19 protein-coding genes are annotated in these 17,621 nt (G+C 39.3%); 9 read left to right on the forward strand and 10 right to left on the reverse strand.

From position 1 onward, the window contains the following. Positions 1–9: 9 nt before the first annotated feature. The 7 genes from mrdA (at position 10) to lipA (ending at position 7,116) form a co-directional block, all read left to right on the forward strand. Positions 10–1,887 carry a penicillin-binding protein 2 gene (gene mrdA, locus LOS73_RS15635; protein WP_033028520.1) on the forward strand — a complete coding sequence of 626 codons (1,878 nt, stop codon included), beginning with the start codon at positions 10–12 and terminating at the stop codon, positions 1,885–1,887. Further along, positions 1,887–2,993, forward strand: coding sequence for a rod shape-determining protein RodA (gene rodA, locus LOS73_RS15640; RefSeq protein WP_033015254.1), 1,107 nt, complete (start codon positions 1,887–1,889; stop codon positions 2,991–2,993). Before mrdA ends, rodA begins: the two co-directional genes overlap by 1 nt. Beyond that, a complete protein-coding gene (locus tag LOS73_RS15645) occupies positions 2,993–3,754 on the forward strand; it encodes a septal ring lytic transglycosylase RlpA family protein (RefSeq protein WP_457933952.1) in 762 nt (253 codons plus the stop codon). Before rodA ends, LOS73_RS15645 begins: the two co-directional genes overlap by 1 nt. A gap of 53 nt (positions 3,755–3,807) precedes the next feature. After that, entirely contained in the window at positions 3,808–4,968 is a 1,161-nt protein-coding gene (locus tag LOS73_RS15650) for a serine hydrolase (RefSeq protein WP_007378250.1), read from the forward strand. Between the two features lie 234 nt (positions 4,969–5,202). Then, positions 5,203–5,481 (forward strand): DUF493 family protein YbeD, encoded by a 279-nt coding sequence (ybeD, locus tag LOS73_RS15655; RefSeq protein ID WP_002958517.1) that lies wholly within the window; start codon positions 5,203–5,205, stop codon positions 5,479–5,481. A 19-nt stretch (positions 5,482–5,500) separates the two neighbouring features. Next, entirely contained in the window at positions 5,501–6,154 is a 654-nt protein-coding gene (gene lipB / locus LOS73_RS15660; RefSeq protein WP_033015251.1) for a lipoyl(octanoyl) transferase LipB, read from the forward strand. After that, positions 6,151–7,116: a lipoyl synthase gene (gene lipA / locus LOS73_RS15665; RefSeq protein WP_002958515.1), complete on the forward strand. Its 966-nt coding sequence runs from the start codon at positions 6,151–6,153 to the stop codon at positions 7,114–7,116. The genes lipB and lipA overlap by 4 nt, the downstream gene beginning before the upstream one ends. Before the next feature lie 79 nt (positions 7,117–7,195). On the opposite strand, the gene LOS73_RS15670 is transcribed toward lipA, so the two are convergent. Beyond that, the gene (locus tag LOS73_RS15670; RefSeq protein ID WP_457933953.1) at positions 7,196–8,482 is read right to left on the reverse strand and encodes a VCBS domain-containing protein; all 1,287 of its coding nucleotides are present in this window, start codon (positions 8,480–8,482) and stop codon (positions 7,196–7,198) included. Positions 8,483–8,737: 255 nt separating this feature from the next. Here LOS73_RS15670 and LOS73_RS15675 point away from each other — a divergent pair, with 255 nt between their 5' ends. Together LOS73_RS15675 and LOS73_RS15680 are read left to right on the forward strand one after the other, a co-directional pair. After that, the gene (locus tag LOS73_RS15675; RefSeq protein WP_002958513.1) at positions 8,738–8,977 is read left to right on the forward strand and encodes an RNA recognition motif domain-containing protein; all 240 of its coding nucleotides are present in this window, start codon (positions 8,738–8,740) and stop codon (positions 8,975–8,977) included. Positions 8,978–9,140: 163 nt separating this feature from the next. Next, the gene (locus tag LOS73_RS15680) at positions 9,141–10,760 is read left to right on the forward strand and encodes a M28 family metallopeptidase (RefSeq protein ID WP_457933954.1); all 1,620 of its coding nucleotides are present in this window, start codon (positions 9,141–9,143) and stop codon (positions 10,758–10,760) included. A gap of 35 nt (positions 10,761–10,795) precedes the next feature. Here LOS73_RS15680 and LOS73_RS15685 read toward each other — a convergent pair whose 3' ends face one another. The 9 genes from LOS73_RS15685 to LOS73_RS15725 all read right to left on the reverse strand — a co-directional run bounded on the left by LOS73_RS15685 (position 10,796) and on the right by LOS73_RS15725 (position 17,509). Continuing rightward, positions 10,796–11,743, reverse strand: coding sequence for a PDC sensor domain-containing protein (locus LOS73_RS15685; protein WP_024591129.1), 948 nt, complete (start codon positions 11,741–11,743; stop codon positions 10,796–10,798). Positions 11,744–11,963: 220 nt separating this feature from the next. After that, the gene (locus LOS73_RS15690; RefSeq protein ID WP_024597051.1) at positions 11,964–12,179 is read right to left on the reverse strand and encodes an EF-hand domain-containing protein; all 216 of its coding nucleotides are present in this window, start codon (positions 12,177–12,179) and stop codon (positions 11,964–11,966) included. An 80-nt stretch (positions 12,180–12,259) separates the two neighbouring features. Continuing rightward, positions 12,260–12,466 (reverse strand): calmodulin, encoded by a 207-nt coding sequence (locus LOS73_RS15695; RefSeq protein WP_457933955.1) that lies wholly within the window; start codon positions 12,464–12,466, stop codon positions 12,260–12,262. 169 nt (positions 12,467–12,635) lie between these two features. Continuing rightward, a complete protein-coding gene (locus tag LOS73_RS15700; protein WP_007585535.1) occupies positions 12,636–12,848 on the reverse strand; it encodes an EF-hand domain-containing protein in 213 nt (70 codons plus the stop codon). A gap of 598 nt (positions 12,849–13,446) precedes the next feature. Next, positions 13,447–13,662: a TIGR02450 family Trp-rich protein gene (locus tag LOS73_RS15705; protein WP_002958506.1), complete on the reverse strand. Its 216-nt coding sequence runs from the start codon at positions 13,660–13,662 to the stop codon at positions 13,447–13,449. A gap of 80 nt (positions 13,663–13,742) precedes the next feature. Beyond that, positions 13,743–14,096 carry a cupredoxin domain-containing protein gene (locus LOS73_RS15710; RefSeq protein WP_008134637.1) on the reverse strand — a complete coding sequence of 118 codons (354 nt, stop codon included), beginning with the start codon at positions 14,094–14,096 and terminating at the stop codon, positions 13,743–13,745. Between the two features lie 20 nt (positions 14,097–14,116). Continuing rightward, the gene (locus LOS73_RS15715) at positions 14,117–16,363 is read right to left on the reverse strand and encodes a heavy metal translocating P-type ATPase (RefSeq protein ID WP_457933956.1); all 2,247 of its coding nucleotides are present in this window, start codon (positions 16,361–16,363) and stop codon (positions 14,117–14,119) included. Continuing rightward, positions 16,353–16,796 carry a MerR family transcriptional regulator gene (locus LOS73_RS15720; RefSeq protein WP_007378490.1) on the reverse strand — a complete coding sequence of 148 codons (444 nt, stop codon included), beginning with the start codon at positions 16,794–16,796 and terminating at the stop codon, positions 16,353–16,355. Before LOS73_RS15720 ends, LOS73_RS15715 begins: the two co-directional genes overlap by 11 nt. Positions 16,797–17,011: 215 nt before the next feature. Continuing rightward, positions 17,012–17,509 carry a DUF2059 domain-containing protein gene (locus tag LOS73_RS15725; RefSeq protein ID WP_007378491.1) on the reverse strand — a complete coding sequence of 166 codons (498 nt, stop codon included), beginning with the start codon at positions 17,507–17,509 and terminating at the stop codon, positions 17,012–17,014. Positions 17,510–17,621: the final 112 nt, after the last annotated feature.

Consider the following 17,621-nt stretch of genomic DNA (forward strand, 5'->3'; position numbering starts at 1 on the left):
TGCCTTGCCATGCTAAAACATAGACCCACTATTCGTGACCACTCCGCAGAAGCAAATTTATTTGCTAGGCGAGCATTTGTGGGTTTTGTTTTTGTATTAGCTATGGTGGCTATTTTGCTGTCAAACCTATATAAAATTCAAGTAGAGAACCATCAAGATTACCAAACCCGCTCTAATGACAACCGTATTAAAGTTATTCCTATTGCACCCAACCGTGGTTTAATTTACGACCGTAACGGTGTACTCCTTGCTGAAAACAAACCAGTTTACAATCTTGAAGTCATTCCCGAAGATGTAAACGATTTAACCGAATCGCTCGATCAAGTCAGTAAAATAATTACTATTAGTGAGCAAGAAAAAGAAGATTTTTTAAAAGATATTAAACACACTCGGCGTTTCAAATCGCAAATTCTTAAAGCACGCTTAAACGAAACTGAAGTCGCTAAGTTTTCTGTAAATCAACATAAATTCCCAGGCTTTAGTATTGAAGCACGCCTAGCCCGCTACTACCCCTTTGGCGATACCCTAACCCATGCACTCGGTTATGTGGCAAAGCTTAATAAAAAAGAACTTAATAAACTAGATCAAGAAGGTCAAGCAACCAATTATCGAGCCACATACGATATTGGAAAATTAGGCATAGAAAAATATTATGAACAATTATTACACGGTGAAGTAGGCTCCCAGCGCGTAGAAGTAAATAATCGCGGCCGCGTTATTCGCACACTCAGTATGATCCAACCTAAGCCTGGTAGTGATATTGTACTTACGCTTGATATTGGGCTACAGCAAATAGCACAACATGCGCTTAAGGATATGCGCGGCGCTATCGTCGTTATGGATGCAAAAGATGGTGGCGTACTCGCACTTTATTCAAATCCAAGCTACGATCCAAATTTATTCGTACATGGTATAAGTAGCAAAAACTACAAAGCATTGCTTAACCAAGATCGCCCGCTAATTAACCGAGCAACACAAGGTCGTTACGCGCCAGCTTCGACTGTTAAACCTCACATGGCAATTTTAGCCCTTGAAGAAAATATTGTAAGTGAAAGCACTTCTATTTGGGATCCTGGCTTTTTTGAAATACCAAATGTGGAACATAAATGGCGCGATTGGAAACGCTGGGGTCATGGCCATGTTGATGTATATAAAGCGATTGAAGAGTCGTGCGATACTTATTTTTATGATGCAGCTTATCGCTTAGGTATTACTAAAATAAGCGATTTTATGGCGCGATTTGGCTTTGGTGATTTATCCGGTATTGATATTCATGAAGAAACCACTGCAATTTTACCTTCAAAAGAATGGAAAGAAGGCCGCTTTAAAGAATCATGGTGGCGAGGTGATACTATTTCTGTAGGTATTGGACAAGGCTATTGGACGGCAACCCCGATTCAAATTGCTAACGCAACGAATATTCTTGTTAATAAAGGGATTAATCATCCACCGCATTTAGCCCAAGTTGCAAAAAAAGAAGATCAAGTAACGCAAATTAACGGTGATGAAAAACCGCCGGTAATACTTAAAAACCCTGATAACTGGCGCATTGCAATTGATGCAATGCATAACACGGTAAAAAAAGTAACAGGTACCGCACACAAAGCTTTTAAAGGTGTAAGCTACGATCCGGCGGGTAAAACAGGTACTGCGCAAGTAGTTAGCATTGCCCAAGGCGAACGTTACGACGCTAAATCATTAAAAGAGCGTCAGCGTGATAACGCCATTTATGTTGGTTTTGCACCTTATAACAACCCACAAATTGTGCTCTCTATCGTTGTAGAAAACACTGGGGGCGGAAGCTCGGTAGGTGCGCCAATTGCTCGTCAATTAATGGACTACTATTTTGCAGCTAATCCTGTTGAACTTGCAGGGAATATAAAATAATGACCATTTTACACGATAAACGATCCATATGGATGCGAATGCATCTAGACCTACCATTACTCATCGCTTTGCTTATCATGATGATTGGCAGTATTACCGTTGTATATAGTGCAAGCGGGCAAGATACAGCAATGATGATCCGCCATATGACTCGCATGGGCGGAGCCGTTATAGGCATGATTATTCTAGCCCAATTTTCTCCAGCAACACTTAAACGTTTAGTTATCCCACTTTACTGTGTTGGCTTACTCATGCTGGTGGGTGTACTTTTATTTGGGGTCAGCTCAAAAGGCGCTCAACGCTGGTTAAACTTGGGGATCACTCGCTTTCAACCATCAGAACTAATGAAGCTAGCCGTCCCAATGATGGTGGCTTGGTACATAGGCAGAAACCACTTACCACCCCGCCCACTGCATTTAATTATTGGCTTTATGATTGTAATGCTTCCGACATTATTAATTAAAGAACAGCCCGATTTAGGTACTTCTATACTTATTGCGAGTTCGGGTATATTTGTGTTGTTTTTATCCGGTTTAAGCTGGCGCTTAATCGGCTTTTTAAGTTCTGTTGTTGCGCTTGCTGCATGGCCATTTTGGCACTATGGTATGCACGACTACCAAAAACAACGTGTACTTACTTTTTTAGACCCCGAAAGCGATCCGCTTGGTTCCGGTTACCATATTATTCAGTCAAAAATAGCAATAGGCTCTGGTGGTGTTGAAGGCAAAGGCTGGCTGCTTGGTACACAATCGCAATTAGAATTTTTACCAGAGCGTCATACTGATTTTATATTTTCGGTTTTAAGCGAAGAGTTTGGCTTATTCGGCGTATGTGTTTTACTTAGCCTGTACTTATTTATTATTGGCCGAGGCTTGTACATTGCCGTTAATGCGCAAGATGCATTTGGTAAATTACTGGCAGGTGCACTCACTCTGACATTTTTTGTTTATGTATTTGTAAACATAGGTATGGTATCAGGGTTATTGCCTGTTGTAGGAGTTCCTTTGCCTCTAATCAGTTATGGAGGAACATCGATGGTGACGCTCATGGCTGGCTTTGGCATTATTATGTCAATAGCGACAGATAAAAGGATGCTTTTAAAATAATGAAATTCACTTTGCGTGTTCTAATAACTGTTTTTTTAATACTCACCTTAAGTGCATGTAGTAGTTCAAGTAACCGCTACCATATGCGCCATGATTCAGCACCACTTAGAGCCCCAACTGCACTTGAAATGCAAGACGCAATAATCACTGATGTTACTAAAAGCGCCAGTGCAAGTCGTCCATATACAGTGCTTGGTAAAAGTTATTCGCCAATGCTTGATGAGTCAGGCTACTCTGAGGAAGGCATTGCCTCTTGGTATGGTCGTAAATTTCATGGTTATCACACCTCTAATGGTGAAACCTACGATATGTTTGCCATGACTGCTGCGCACAAAACACTGCCGTTACCTAGCTTTGTTAAAGTAACCAATACAGCGAACGGTAAATCAGTAATCGTGCGCGTGAACGACCGCGGCCCATTTCATGACGATAGAGTAATTGATCTTTCGTACGCTGCCGCTTACAAGCTAGGCTATTACACCCATGGTACAGCAAGGGTTAAGCTAGAAGCCGTTAAGCTTGCGGGCGCAACTGCCCGTCAAACCTATATTCAGGTAGCTGCAGGTAGTACACTTGCTAATATTGAAGCGCTTGCCAGTACATTGCGAGAGCAATACAAATTACCAACAAATATCGTGCAAAAAGACGATATTTACAGACTGCATTTAGGGCCAATAAAAGATACCCCTCATGCAGACGAAGTATTAAAAAAATTAAAACAAAATCAATTTCAAAACGCGTTCTTGCTTTACACTCAGTAAGACCTTTAAAATGGCGTAACGCGAACCTTTAACTTTAACCATTAATGAGTATGATGAAATCTATTAAACATAAAATCCTCAAAGGTGTATGCGGCTTAGTTTGTACAGCCGCCGTATTTTCAGCCAGCGCCCAAATTATCCCGGCACCACCTCAAGTTAATGCAAAAGGTTATTTTTTAGTAGACTTTACAACAGGTAAAGTAATTGCCCAAGGTGAAGCTGATACGCAGCTAGCCCCAGCAAGCTTAACTAAGATGATGACCAGTTATGTAATTGGTACTGAAATTAAAGCCGGCAATATTGCACCAACAGATATGGTAACTGTGAGTGAAAAAGCATGGGCTAAAAACTTCCCAGAATCGTCTAAGATGTTTATTGAAGTAGGCAAGCAAATTAGTGTTGATCAGCTTAATCACGGCATTATTATTCAATCTGGTAATGATGCCTGTGTTGCAATGGCTGAACATATTGCTGGAAGTGAAAGCGCATTTGCTGATTTAATGAATGCACATGCTACTAAATTAGGTATGAGTAACAGCCATTTTATCAATAGCCACGGCCTTGATACGAATGAGCATTATACTACTCCACGCGATATGGCAACCTTAGGCGCAGCACTTATTCGTGACGTACCGGATGAATACGCACTTTATAAACAAAAGTCGTTTACTTATAACGGTATTAAGCAATATAACCGTAACTCGCTATTATGGGATGAAAGCTTAGACGTAGACGGTATAAAAACAGGCCACACCTCGGAAGCTGGCTACAGTTTAGTCACTTCAGCAACTAAAAATGGTATGCGTTTAATTGCCGTTGTAATGGGCACTTCAAGCGAACGTGCTCGTAAAGTGGAAAATAAAAAACTACTTAACTACGGTTTTCGTTTCTATGAAACAATTACCCCGTACAAGGCCGGCGATAGCTTTGCTGAGCAACGTATTTGGATGGGTAACAAAGAAAATGTATCTTTAGGTATTTTAGAAGATACACCAATTACTATTCCACGTGGTCAACATAAAAACCTTAAAGCTAACTTTGAGCTAGATAACACGCTTGAAGCACCACTCGCTAAAGGCACTAAAGTAGGTACGTTATTCTTACAATTAGAGGGTGAAGACATTGCTCAATACCCACTAGTAACACTTGAAGAAGTGGAAGAAGGCAGCTTCTTTAGTAAGATTTATGACTACTTACGTTTACAAATAATGTAGACGTAAAAATAAACTCACAGCTATTGTGAAAGTTAAACGAGACGCCTCTATTATGAGGCGTTTTTTTTTGCTTGAAAAATGCTAGAATGCGCCCCATATAAAGCAATCATATTGAGTTGTTATTTTTGGCACTCCAAAAAAGCAGCATTAGCTCAAGATTGTCATAACCCTTTCAGTTTAGCGCCTAGCATTTTGCTCAGAGCCAATACTTTATTTGTTTGAGGAGTCACCGTCGTGGTTCAACCTGTTAAAGATACAAAATTTGATGAGTACTTAGAGTACCCTTGCCCATTTACATTCAGAATAATGGGTTTAGCTAACGTAAACTTAACTGATCAAATTTTAGCTAAGTTACAACCAATAGCACCTGGCGATTACGCCCCTAAAGTAAAACCAAGCAGCAAAGGTAATTACGAGTCAGTAAGCCTTGTAGCAACAGTTACTAGTGGCAAACACATTGAAGAAATTTACAACGTGATCAGCAATATTGATGACGTACGCCACATGCTTTAATCCATAGTTGAGATTTGTTGTGAACGAAAACACTTTGATCGTACGCCAACTGGGTCGTCAGCGTTATATGCCTATTTGGCAAAAAATGCAGGACTTTACCGACACCCGTGATGAAAATACGCCAGATGAAATTTGGCTTGTAGAGCACGAGAGTGTATTCACCCAAGGTCAGGCTGGTAAGGACGAACACTTACTAGCTCCTGGCGACATTGAGGTGATTAAAGTTGACCGTGGCGGGCAAGTAACTTACCACGGCCCTGGCCAGCAAATGATGTATGTATTATTTAATCTACGTCGTTTAAAGATTGGTGTACGTGAACTGGTTACGTGGCTTGAAGAGTGCATTATTGAATCACTCGCCGAGTATGGTATTGAAGCTTATGCTAAAGCTGATGCACCAGGTGTATACGTTAACGACAGCAAAATTGCATCCCTTGGGTTAAGGGTTCGTCGTGGCTGCTCGTTTCATGGCTTAGCATTAAATGTTAACATGGACCTAAGTCCATTTTTACGCATTAACCCATGCGGTTATGCGGGCATGAATATGGTGCAAACTAAAGAATTAAATGGTCCTCAAAACCTAGAAAGTGCGGGTGAAGGATTGGTGAAACACATGATCAAGAAGCTTAATGCAACACAGGTTAAGCATACTGAAGGGTTTGAAAACGAATGAATAAACCAGTCAAAATGGAACCAGGTGTAAAACTACGCGACGCAGAAAAAATGGCGTTGATCCCAGTAAAAGTTTTACCTACAGAAAAAACTGAAATGTTGCGTAAGCCAGAATGGTTAAAAATTCGCTTACCTAAATCAACCGATCGCATTGACGGCATTAAAAAAGCGCTACGTAAGCATGGCTTACACTCAGTCTGTGAAGAAGCTTCGTGCCCTAACCTATCTGAATGTTTTAACCACGGTACAGCTACCTTTATGATTTTAGGTGCTATTTGTACTCGTCGTTGCCCATTTTGTGATGTGGCTCACGGTCGCCCATTAAAACCTGATGCCACTGAACCTGAAAAGCTAGCACTTACTATTAAAGATATGAAGCTAAGCTACGTTGTAATCACTTCGGTTGACCGTGATGATTTACGTGATGGTGGTGCACAGCATTTTGCTGATTGTATTCGCGAAATTCGTAAACATAATCCAACTATCACTATCGAAATTTTAGTACCTGATTTTCGTGGCCGTATGGACCGCGCACTAGAGATACTAATCGAGACGCCACCAGATGTGTTTAACCACAATCTTGAAACTGCGCCACGTTTATACAAACTAGCTCGTCCTGGTGCTGACTATAAGTGGTCTTTAGAATTACTTCGTCGCTTTAAAGAAGCTCACCCAGAAGTAAAAACTAAATCAGGCTTAATGGTTGGTTTAGGTGAAGAAATTAGCGAAATTGAAGAAGTACTTCGCGATTTACGTGCACACAACGTTGACATGCTAACTGTAGGCCAATACCTACAACCTTCTAAGCATCACTTACCGGTTAAGCGCTACGTGCCACCAGTAGAGTTTGACGGCTTAAAAGCGTATGCAGACGAAATTGGCTTTACTCACGCGGCTTCTGGCCCGTTTGTACGTTCAAGCTACCATGCTGATCAACAAGCAGCGGGTAAAGAAGTGAAATAATCACTTTCTCAAAAAATTAAAAAAGCCGTTAATGATGCATAATCATTAACGGCTTTTTCATGCCAATTGATAAAATAGCTTACTGCGCTAACTTACCTTTTGTAATAGAAAAATCAGCAAACCTAACACGTTCTTCATCAGCGCGAAGGCTGTCGGTTTCAACAATTGAGCGGTATATTCCCCACTTAGGACGAGCAAAATCATCATCACTAAAGCCCCGCCACATATCTATGTTTTGCTCGCTTATAGTAAATATCTCTGCATTATCGCTTAAGCGCGTTAACGTCATATCAAACTTACCACTTTCACTAAATGTAGCTTGTACAAATACCTCAACCCATTCATCTGTAATGAGTGACCAGTCGGTTTCAATTAAGTTTTTATCAAGACCCGTACTGTTACCGTTTTCATCAAACCCTGCGCTATATCGAACCTGTAGCTGATTACCTATACTATTTTTTTGCGCACCTGAGAGCGTGATAATAGGCTGATCGTCATTACCATTGGTGTTGTCGTTACTCTCGTTACGGGCTTTTATTTGAAAAAAATGGCTAAATTTACTCGTAAGCTCAAGCTCGCTACTTACTTTAAATTTCCAGCTATATTGAAATGTCTCGCCCTCAAACGCCAGTGTTTCTTGTGGTGATTTATCGTAGGTTTTTATTTCGTTGCGTTGTCTGTCACTTGCGCCTTTGTCTTTATCTTGGTCATCATCTCGGTGAGCTAAAAAGACAAAATGGTTACCAATTATCGTATCGGTATCTTCAATAATATGGACAACACTTTCATGATTGCCAGCGTATAAGTCTGGAGATTCAATTGACCCTTCGCCGAAGGCATTTTCAATAAGTGTGTATGCGTCAAGCCCCGAATTAACGCCATCTGATCGCAATAAAACGTGTGATATTTTCTCAAAGCCATCAGCTTGAGCTATTGGTGCACCTACAATTGTTATGATAATTTGTGCGCTAGTACCATCTACAGAGTTTACTGTTATTGTATCTTGCAGTATTCCACCTTCACTTAAAGATGTTATTGATGCGTTTAAATCATCAAGTGTGTATGACCAATCTCCACCAGCATTTAAGCTAAAAAAACCATAGCTTGTAGCGCTATTTTCTTGTGCTGCAAAAGCAGCTTCACCTGATTGTTGATCCGTAATAGTTAACGAGCCTGTTATTGCATCATTACTATCGCTAATAACTTCACCTAGACTGTTACCACCGATTATTGCAGGAGTTTGTATAGTAATCGCTTCATTATTTTGCACCGTAGGATCAGAGCCTGAGCTGCCACAACCAGTAACTAAACAAGATAGAAGTATAGCTGTAAATGTATTGCACGGTTTAAGGGTATATTTAGACATGATTAGTTCTGTGGTTAATAGCAAGTTAATAAAATATGAATTTACCAATTTATTGTACAAATAACCACAATTCAATTACCAATTAACATTACCAATTTACTGATATTTCAAATTTAATTATAAAATCTATTATTTTCATAGTGATACAAAAAATTATTTCTATCGAGTGTTTATTTATATTTGTTTTAAAATAAAATTAGGTTAAACCTGAGTTACTTGAGATAATTAGTACTGACATAATTATTTAGGTTCATTATGAAACTATTAGTTCGTAACTTGTCTCGTGCTACCACTGAGCATGAGCTTCGTACTTTATTTGCAGAGCACGGTAAAGTGACTACCTGTAACTTGGTACTTGATAAAGAAACTGGCCAATCTAAAGGTTTTGCCTTTGTAGAAATGCCAAACGACATAGAAAGTAAAAGCGCAATTACTGCACTTAACCAATCTACTGTTGATAAAAGTAAGATCCGCGTGAAATTAGCGGATGCTTAAGTAATAATTTATTACTTAAAGTTAAAAGAACCAGCTTGCGCTGGTTTTTTACTAATGACTGATAGTTAATCTGCAATTGAATGAAAAGTTCTCTATAAAAATTCGACATCGCTGCGGTGCTTCCTTTATATTGAAAGCCTAATTAAATAACAATATGAAGACCATGGCATCTACTCTTTTAAAAAGCGCTAGCCTAAGCCTGCTAGTTGCACTCTTTGGCTGCTCAGAGCCTGCAAGCGAACAAACTCCATTAGAAAATACAGCAGGTGTAAGCCTTAGCAATATTAAACAGCATATTAAAACGCTAGCCTCTGATGACTTTCAAGGCCGAGGCCCGCTAACTCATGGTGAAGTGAAAACAGTAGGCTACTTAAGCGAGCAATATAAAGCGCTGGGTTTAACCGGTGCTTATAAAGGTAAATACTTACAGCCTGTAAAAATGGCAATGGTGACAGCTAATCAGGATATGCAGTTAAAAGTAGGTGATTTGAGCTTTGAATCAGGTAAAGACTTTACCGCACGTACCGAGCAACTTCAGCCATTAATTGATGTACGCAATTCTGACGTTGTATTTGTTGGCTATGGTATTAATGCGCCAGAATATAAGTGGAATGACTATAAAAATATTGATGTAACGGGTAAAACAGTGGTTGTGCTCGTTAACGATCCAGGTTTTGCTACTCAAAACGACGCCCTTTTTACTGGTAATGCAATGACCTACTACGGTCGTTGGACTTATAAATATGAAGAAGCCGCTCGCCAAGGTGCAAAGGCTGTATTTATTATTCATGAAACTGCACCTGCGGCATATCCTTGGGGCGTAGTTGAAAGTTCAAACACCGGCACTAAATACACGTTAATGGATAACAATTTAAACGCGTCTAAATTACCGGTTATGGGCTGGCTAACACTTGATGCGACTGAGAAAATGTTTAACGCCGCAAAGCTTAACTACCAAGATTTAAAACAAGCAGCATTAAATGATGACTTTAAAGCGACGCCACTTAACTTAAAAGCAAACCTTGCTTTTAAAAACGAAGTATCACATGCAAAATCGCATAATGTAGTTGCACAAATTACAGGTAGCGAATCACCTGACGAATACGTTGTTATTAGCGCTCACTGGGACCACTTTGGTACTAAACAAACTGATACCGGCCCTAAGATTTATAACGGCGCGGTAGATAACGCTTCAGGCACTGCAGCCACGCTTGAAATAGCACGTATAATGAGTAAAAAGAACAAGCAAAAGCCATTTAAACGCTCAATTATTTTTGCTAACTTTACAGCAGAAGAAACGGGGTTAATTGGCTCTGAAGAATTTGCATCGGGTGCGGTTGTACCTACAAAACAAATGGTCGGTCTATTAAATATTGATGGCATGAACGTGCTTGATGGCACTGACTACATTTTACAATACGGTAAAGATTTATCGACAATGGAAAACTATTTAGCAAAGGCTGCAAAATCACAAGGCCGTGTTGTTAAAATGGATCCTCGTCCGCAAAATGGCTTATTTTTTAGATCTGATCATTTCTCACTTTCTAAGCAAGGCGTGCCTAGTTTATTATTTATGAGCCTGGGCGATACCGATCCTGAGTACATTGCGCATAAGTACCATAAAGAAGCAGACGACTACTCTGCTGATTGGTCGTTAGGTGGTGTTAAGCAAGATATAGATCTTATTGTTGATATAGCCACTCAACTTGCAAACAATGGCGATTGGCCAAAGTGGACGAGCGAGTCTGACTTTAAAGCCAAACGCGCGCAAGATAAACAATAAATAACTATTAATAGTTATGTAATATAAAAATCCTCCTACTTGGAGGATTTTTGTTTTAAACGAGCCCGCATTAATAGCGTTTCGGCCTTTGCTCCTAAATAAACATAAATAGCTAGTGCAATTAAAAGCCCCACTACTGCAAGCATCATCGCTATTGCAGGCATTAAATACTCCGATTGCCCCAACGCCGCTTTAAACATAGTTAACAACGCCTCAATTGATATAGCAATTAACACGGTAGATATAAACCGTGTAATAGTGCGCCGCGTAGATGAGTGCCTAAAAATATCCTTATGCATAAGGATTTCTTCTTCGAGTATTGTTTTACCTAAATCGAATACTGCTAATGCTAGGGTGATGTAAATAATGATACTAAAGGGTTCAAGTGGGTCTGATGAGGTATCTACATGGGTTAATAGCGCGTATATATCATTAAAAACGATATTCAGTAAAAATAATACTAAGCAAAATAAGCACGCAACAATAATACCGTAACCCGCTTTAAAGTAAGGCGACATATTAGCGCGCGCAGTATCACCCATTACAAACTCAATAAGCTGCGTTAAGCTCACATCAACGACCAAGTAATGTTGATTATTAATTGGTTTTTTTAGTTCTTTAATCGCCGATATACATAAATGGTTAGTCGCTATAGAAATGTAGGGATCAGTAAAGCACACCCTATCACTTGTTTTAGCGTTCAAAAAATAGGGGCGCTCGCTTAAATCTTGTTGATTACCACTTTCACCTAATTTTTTGCTATATGCCCGTTTAAAGCAGACATTATTACCCTGCTGCAAACCTTCTGCATTTAAACAATATTGTAATTCTAAAAATGGGTACTGCTTAATCAGATAGCGGGTATCACGCTCTTTGGTTAATCCGTCCTCAATACTCATTAAAATAGATTCAAGTAAACTGTGTATTACATGCTCATATTCGTGGTAGCGCTCAACACTACTGATATAACTCATTCGCGCCATTTTAAATACTCATTAGCCTAAGTTATCAATTGATTTGCAAGTTTAAAACCAACAATAAAATAACTTAATAATCAGTAACTTGACACTATTCAAACTCAAGTTTTGCACCACTTTGGTGACTAAAAAGTAATATATTAAATTAAATGCACAAAAAAGCAGCTAAGTATTAATTACTTAGCTGCTTTGTGAGTATGACTGGTAAGGTTCTACATAGAGCTTATCACTGAACCTTCGAAAACTCTTCTTTAGATAACTCGCCATTTCCATCTGTATCTAATTGATCAAAAAGCTGTACTAGTTGCGAGTTTACTTGGGCTTCTGTTTTACTAATTACGCCGTCGCCATCTGTATCAAAAGAATCAAAATCTACCGCAGCAAACGCCGCTGAAGAAGAAGCTAGGGCTACAAGAGCTAAAGTTTTGTGTAATGTTTTCATAATCGTTTCCTTAGGCTTTGAGCCTGATTAGGGGTAAGAAGTCCTTTTCAAAGATCCTTTAGGAGTAAAGTGTCTATAAATTAATATTCAAAAAAATCATTTTCTGTCGGGCCACCGCTACTTTGAACATTCAGCGCGTCAAATTGCTCTATCACTTGAGCCGATTCTTCAGAGCGACTAATTGAAGCGTTGTCGTCTGCATCGCGTGTTTCAAAGTCTGTGTTTGCAAATACTACTGACGAAGAAACAATAGCTATAAGTACAAATGTTGATTGTAGCTTTCTCATAATTTAATCCTTCAAAAGTATGCGGTGTCCTAAATAAATTTGCTCTATGGTGCTCTCTAGTCACATCCTGGTTATTCTTTTTAGTAGGCTCCCTTGCCTACTTAGGTTGTCTTTGGCAACTCAGAATTTAGATAACATTACAGAGCATTAACTGCTTAAGGCTTTAATTTTAGGCCTTAGAAAACTCATCTTCAGATAGCTCACCATCTTGGTTTGTATCGAGTTCTTCAAATTTGCTTAAAAGCTCAGCATCCACTGATGCTTCGGCTTGGCTGATTGCGCCATTACCATCTACGTCTAGCGTATCAAAATCTGTTGCTGCAAAAGCCGCTGATGAAGAAGCTAGCGCCATTAGTACTAATGTTGATTGAAATGTTTTCATAATAGTATTCCTTCATTGGGTTGTTGCGATTAAGGCCTTTGGCTTTCATCACGTTTTGCTTAATACACTCTAGGTATTACAACTTCGGTGCCACTTTTTATTTATTATTTAAAAACAATGAGTTGAATTATATAAAGCGAGAAAAGCTTAATTTGGGGAGGTGTTATTGTTGCTATTTAGCAACAGCCATTTAACTAAAAACAATAAACCATTATAAATCAATTGGTTAAGTTTAATTAAAAAGACACACTTTTGCTAAAAAGCCGATAAGGGGGCGTTTAGGTTAGCCTTCAAAATAAACTGAATATGAACATGGAAATGACATAGGATTTATTTTCGGCTACTAAAAAATTAATTCATTTATAATTAGTAAGTTACATTATTTTTTGAGATTTATTATAAAAATTTTGGAAGGATATTTTGAAATTAACTGTTTTGTTGCCAAATGGCGAATTTATCTAGGAAGGTTTCAATGCTAAAGCTAAGTTGTAGCATTAAACTCATAATTTAATGCGCCGTAAAATATAGGTTCGCTTGAGTTAAGCAAACCTACATCGTGTGCCAGCTATTGGAGTGAGGTAAATTATATAGATTTAAACTACTTCCACCCTTGCAACCACTTTTGGTTATCTTTTAAATCTCGCCAACTAATTGGATATTGATTTTTTGACATAACAGCCTCGGTAATACATTCAATTACGTTGCCATCTTCATCAAATTCCACCTCAACAATAATGAAGTGTTTTTCTTTATTTATAGCAGGTGTTGCGGTCCATTTACTATTCAATAATTTTTTAGGGTTTAGTTTATTCATTGAGTATAACGACTCCTACTCATCTATTTATGCAGCTTATCTAAGGCAACTATACGACCCCAACACCTACTTAGTTCAGATTACTCTGCAACTAGCTTGCCCTTATACATTTGCATTTGGCAATGAAAGTCATATTCACCGGCTTCAAGCGCAGGTAGTTTAACTGTATTGCCATCACCCATTGCCAGCGTTTTACTTATATCAAGCTGTGGAAATACAACGGTTTCGGCGCACGGCGCGCTGTCTTTTCTATCAAAGGTAAGTACAACCTCTTTGTTGGCTGCCACTTTAATGTGTCCTGGCTTATAAACACCGTTATCAACGACTATTGTTTCTTTGTTGTCATCACTTTGTGTTTGCTCTGGTTTGTATAGCCAAAACCAATAAATAATTGCAGCTATTAACAGTGCACCACCTATATTAATCATCAACATAATGTACTCCTTAGCTTAAATTACGATTTATTTGGTTTGAAAAAACGTAAGCGATTAGCGTTACTTACCACTGTAAGCGATGAAAGTGCCATAGCTGCACCTGCAACAACAGGGTTAAGTAGGATGCCAAAAAATGGATACAACACGCCGGCTGCAATCGGAATACCCGCCACGTTATAAATAAAGGCACCAAATAGGTTTTGTTTAATATTTGAAATAGTTGCATTACTCACTGCAATTGCATCAGCAAGGCCATGTAACGAACCACGCATTAAGGTAATGTCTGCACTTTCTATTGCAACATCGGTACCTGTGCCAATTGCAAACCCTACATCCGCTTGCGCAAGTGCGGGGGCATCGTTAATACCGTCACCTGTCATACCCACTATTTCACCGTTTGCTTGGCGTTTTGTTACTTCGTTTACTTTGTCATCGGGCATTACTTCTGCAATAAAGTCATCAATACCGACTTGCTTAGCAACGGCTTGTGCAGTGGCTTTGTTGTCACCTGTTAGCATAACTAGGTGGATACCTTTATCTTGCAGGCGTTTAATAGCTTCAACTGAATCCTCTTTGATAGGATCCGCTACTGCAATAATAGCGTGGAGCTTATTATTGCTTGCAAAATACATGGGCGTTTTAGCATCACAGGCAAGTGCTTGAGCTTGCTCGGTTGCATCATCAACGGCCACGTTGTATTTATCCATTAGCGCTTTATTACCAAACAACAATGTTTGCCCGTCAACACTGCCAGTGACACCTTTACCTGTAATTGCGTTAAAGTCAGCTACTTTGCTTAAAGCTAAGCCCTGCTTTTGAGCATATGCCGTAATTGCTTGGGCCAGTGGGTGCTCTGAGCTACTTTCAAGGCTTGCAACAAGTTGCATTACTGTATTTTCATCACTGTTATTAAAGGTAACTACATCGGTAACTTGCGGTGTGCCTTGAGTAATAGTGCCTGTTTTATCTAAAATCATGGTGGTGATTTTAGATGTTGTTTGCAGCGACTCACCATTTCGAATTAATATTCCTGACTCTGCAGCTTTACCAATACCCACCATAACCGACATAGGGGTTGCGAGTCCTAGCGCACAAGGACAAGCAATAATAAGTACGGTGGTAACCGCAACAACGGCATAAGCAATTGATGGCTCAGGTCCGAAGTTTAACCATGCAAGGCCTGCAAGCACTGCAATAATCATGACTGTTGGTACAAATATTCCTGATATAACATCAGCTAAGCGCCCTATTGATGGCTTTGAGTTTTGTGCACGCTTAACCATATTGATAATATTGGCAAGTGTGGTTTCGCTACCAATGTGCGTGGCTTTAAATAATAAAGTGCCACTTTTATTAATACTTCCGGCAACGACTTTATCGCCCGTTTTTTTGCGGACGGCCATTGGCTCACCAGTAAGCATTGACTCATCAACCGTACTGCTGCCTTCAATAACATCGCCATCCACAGGGATTTTTTCACCCGGGCGTACGCGTACTTCATCATTTTTTACAACATCACTAATGTCGATGTCTTGCTCTTGCCCATCGCGAATTACGCGTGCAGTTTTTGGTTGCAGGCCAATTAAGCGTTTAATTGCTTGTGAGGTGCGCCCACGTGCTTTTACTTCAAAAGCGAGCCCTAAACTAATTAAACCGATGATCATCGATGATGCTTCAAAATATACGTGTCTTGCGACTTGTGGTAATAAGTTTGGTGCTATTACCACAAACATTGAATACAACCACGCAGTACCTGTACCAAGCGCTATTAATGTATCCATATTAGCAGCATGGTTTTTGAATGCCTGCCATGCACCGTTGTAAAATTGTTTACCTGATATAGCCATAACCACAAGCGTGACTATACCCACTAAAAACCAGGCTATTCGTTGTGTGTCGGTGGTCACACTCATGTCAAAAATAAGCCCGTATATCATTAACGGCGCACCGACCCCTAACGCTAATATCATATTACGCATCAGCTTTTTATAATGTGCCTCATCCGACTTTGCTTTTTCATCAAGTGCATCTTGATCAGACTCATTACTCATTGGCTTAGCTGAATAACCAATGTTTTCGACTGCTTTAATAAGCATGCTTTCGCGGGCTTTACCTTCTACACGTACTGTACGCTGTGCAAAGTTCATTTCCACGTTTTGCGCGCCTTGCACGCTATTAAGGGCTTTTTCAATTTTAGCCACACAACTGCCGCAATTAGCGCCTTCAATAATAAAGTTTTGCGCGGTGTCTTTTGTATTAGTCGTCATTACGCTGCTCCTTATTTGCAGAATCGTTTATTGGATCAACAAAAGATTCTATTAAACTACACACGTCACTGGCATTTGCACCATCGGCTGATGTATCCCATTGATCCAGAGCTGCATGCATCCTGTTTCGTAGTTTTAATGTTTCTTGAAATAGTGCTTCGGTTTCTTCTAGGCGTTTAGTAATGAGTTTTCGCGTTAACGGACAAGGACAATTCCCTTGCTCTGACTCGCCTATAATGTGTTGAATATCTTTGAGTGAAAAACCAAGTTGACGCGCACTAATAATAAACTTTAAACGTTGCTGGTCTTGCTTTGTATATTCTTGATAGCCATTTTCTTCACTGCGTATTGGGTTAAGTAACCCAATACGTGTGTAATGACGAACAGTATCGGCAGTCACGCCCATTAATTTGGCAAGTTGTTTAACATACATAATTTAGCCCCGTGGAATTTCAATAGATCAATAATAAACCTATGTGCAACACACAGGTCAATAGAGAGGAGCATTAAAGCATAATTTAAATTTACTGAAACTGATTTAGCGAAAAAGTGAAAGCGCTCTGGCTAGAGCGCTTAAATAAGAGAGATAAAAGTATTGAATCTATTGTTCTTTAAAGGTTAAATTTAACCAGCAAATATCAGCAGTCTCTAGTTAGCATGCTCGCGTGAGGCTTTTAGCTCTTCGCTTAGCTTGCCTGCTATATCTTGAATTTTTGGTATAGCATCTTTCATTAAGCTTTGTGACATTTGCATAGACTCTTGCATTACAACAGGCATTTTTTCAAGTATTTTTTGCCCTGTATCTGTTTTATAAAACGCTAACATATCAGCAATTTCTTGCTCACTAAAATGTTTGTCGTACACGCTAATCATCATTGGCTGCATTTTAGCCCAGCTCATTTCGGTTTTTAATACCGTTGTCATGTCGCCGTAGTATTTATCAAAAATAGCCTGTTCAGAAGGCTTAACGCCCATTTGGTCTGACATGCCTTTCATCATACCTTCAACCTGGCCGTACATAGAATCAACCATTGCATCCATGTTCATTACATTAATGAGTTCATCTATTTTTTGCTGCTTAGAATTTTGTTCAGCATACAAACTACTAGAAAAAATCAGTAATGATAAAAGTAGTACCTTACCCATAATAATATCCTTTCATATAAATAATGGACTTATGGTCACATGAATAATTTGTATTGTAAAGGGTACAAGCAATCATTAAAAAGGCCGAGTAAAATAAATTTATTCGGCCTTT

This window comes from Pseudoalteromonas sp. SCSIO 43210 (assembly GCF_054133285.1).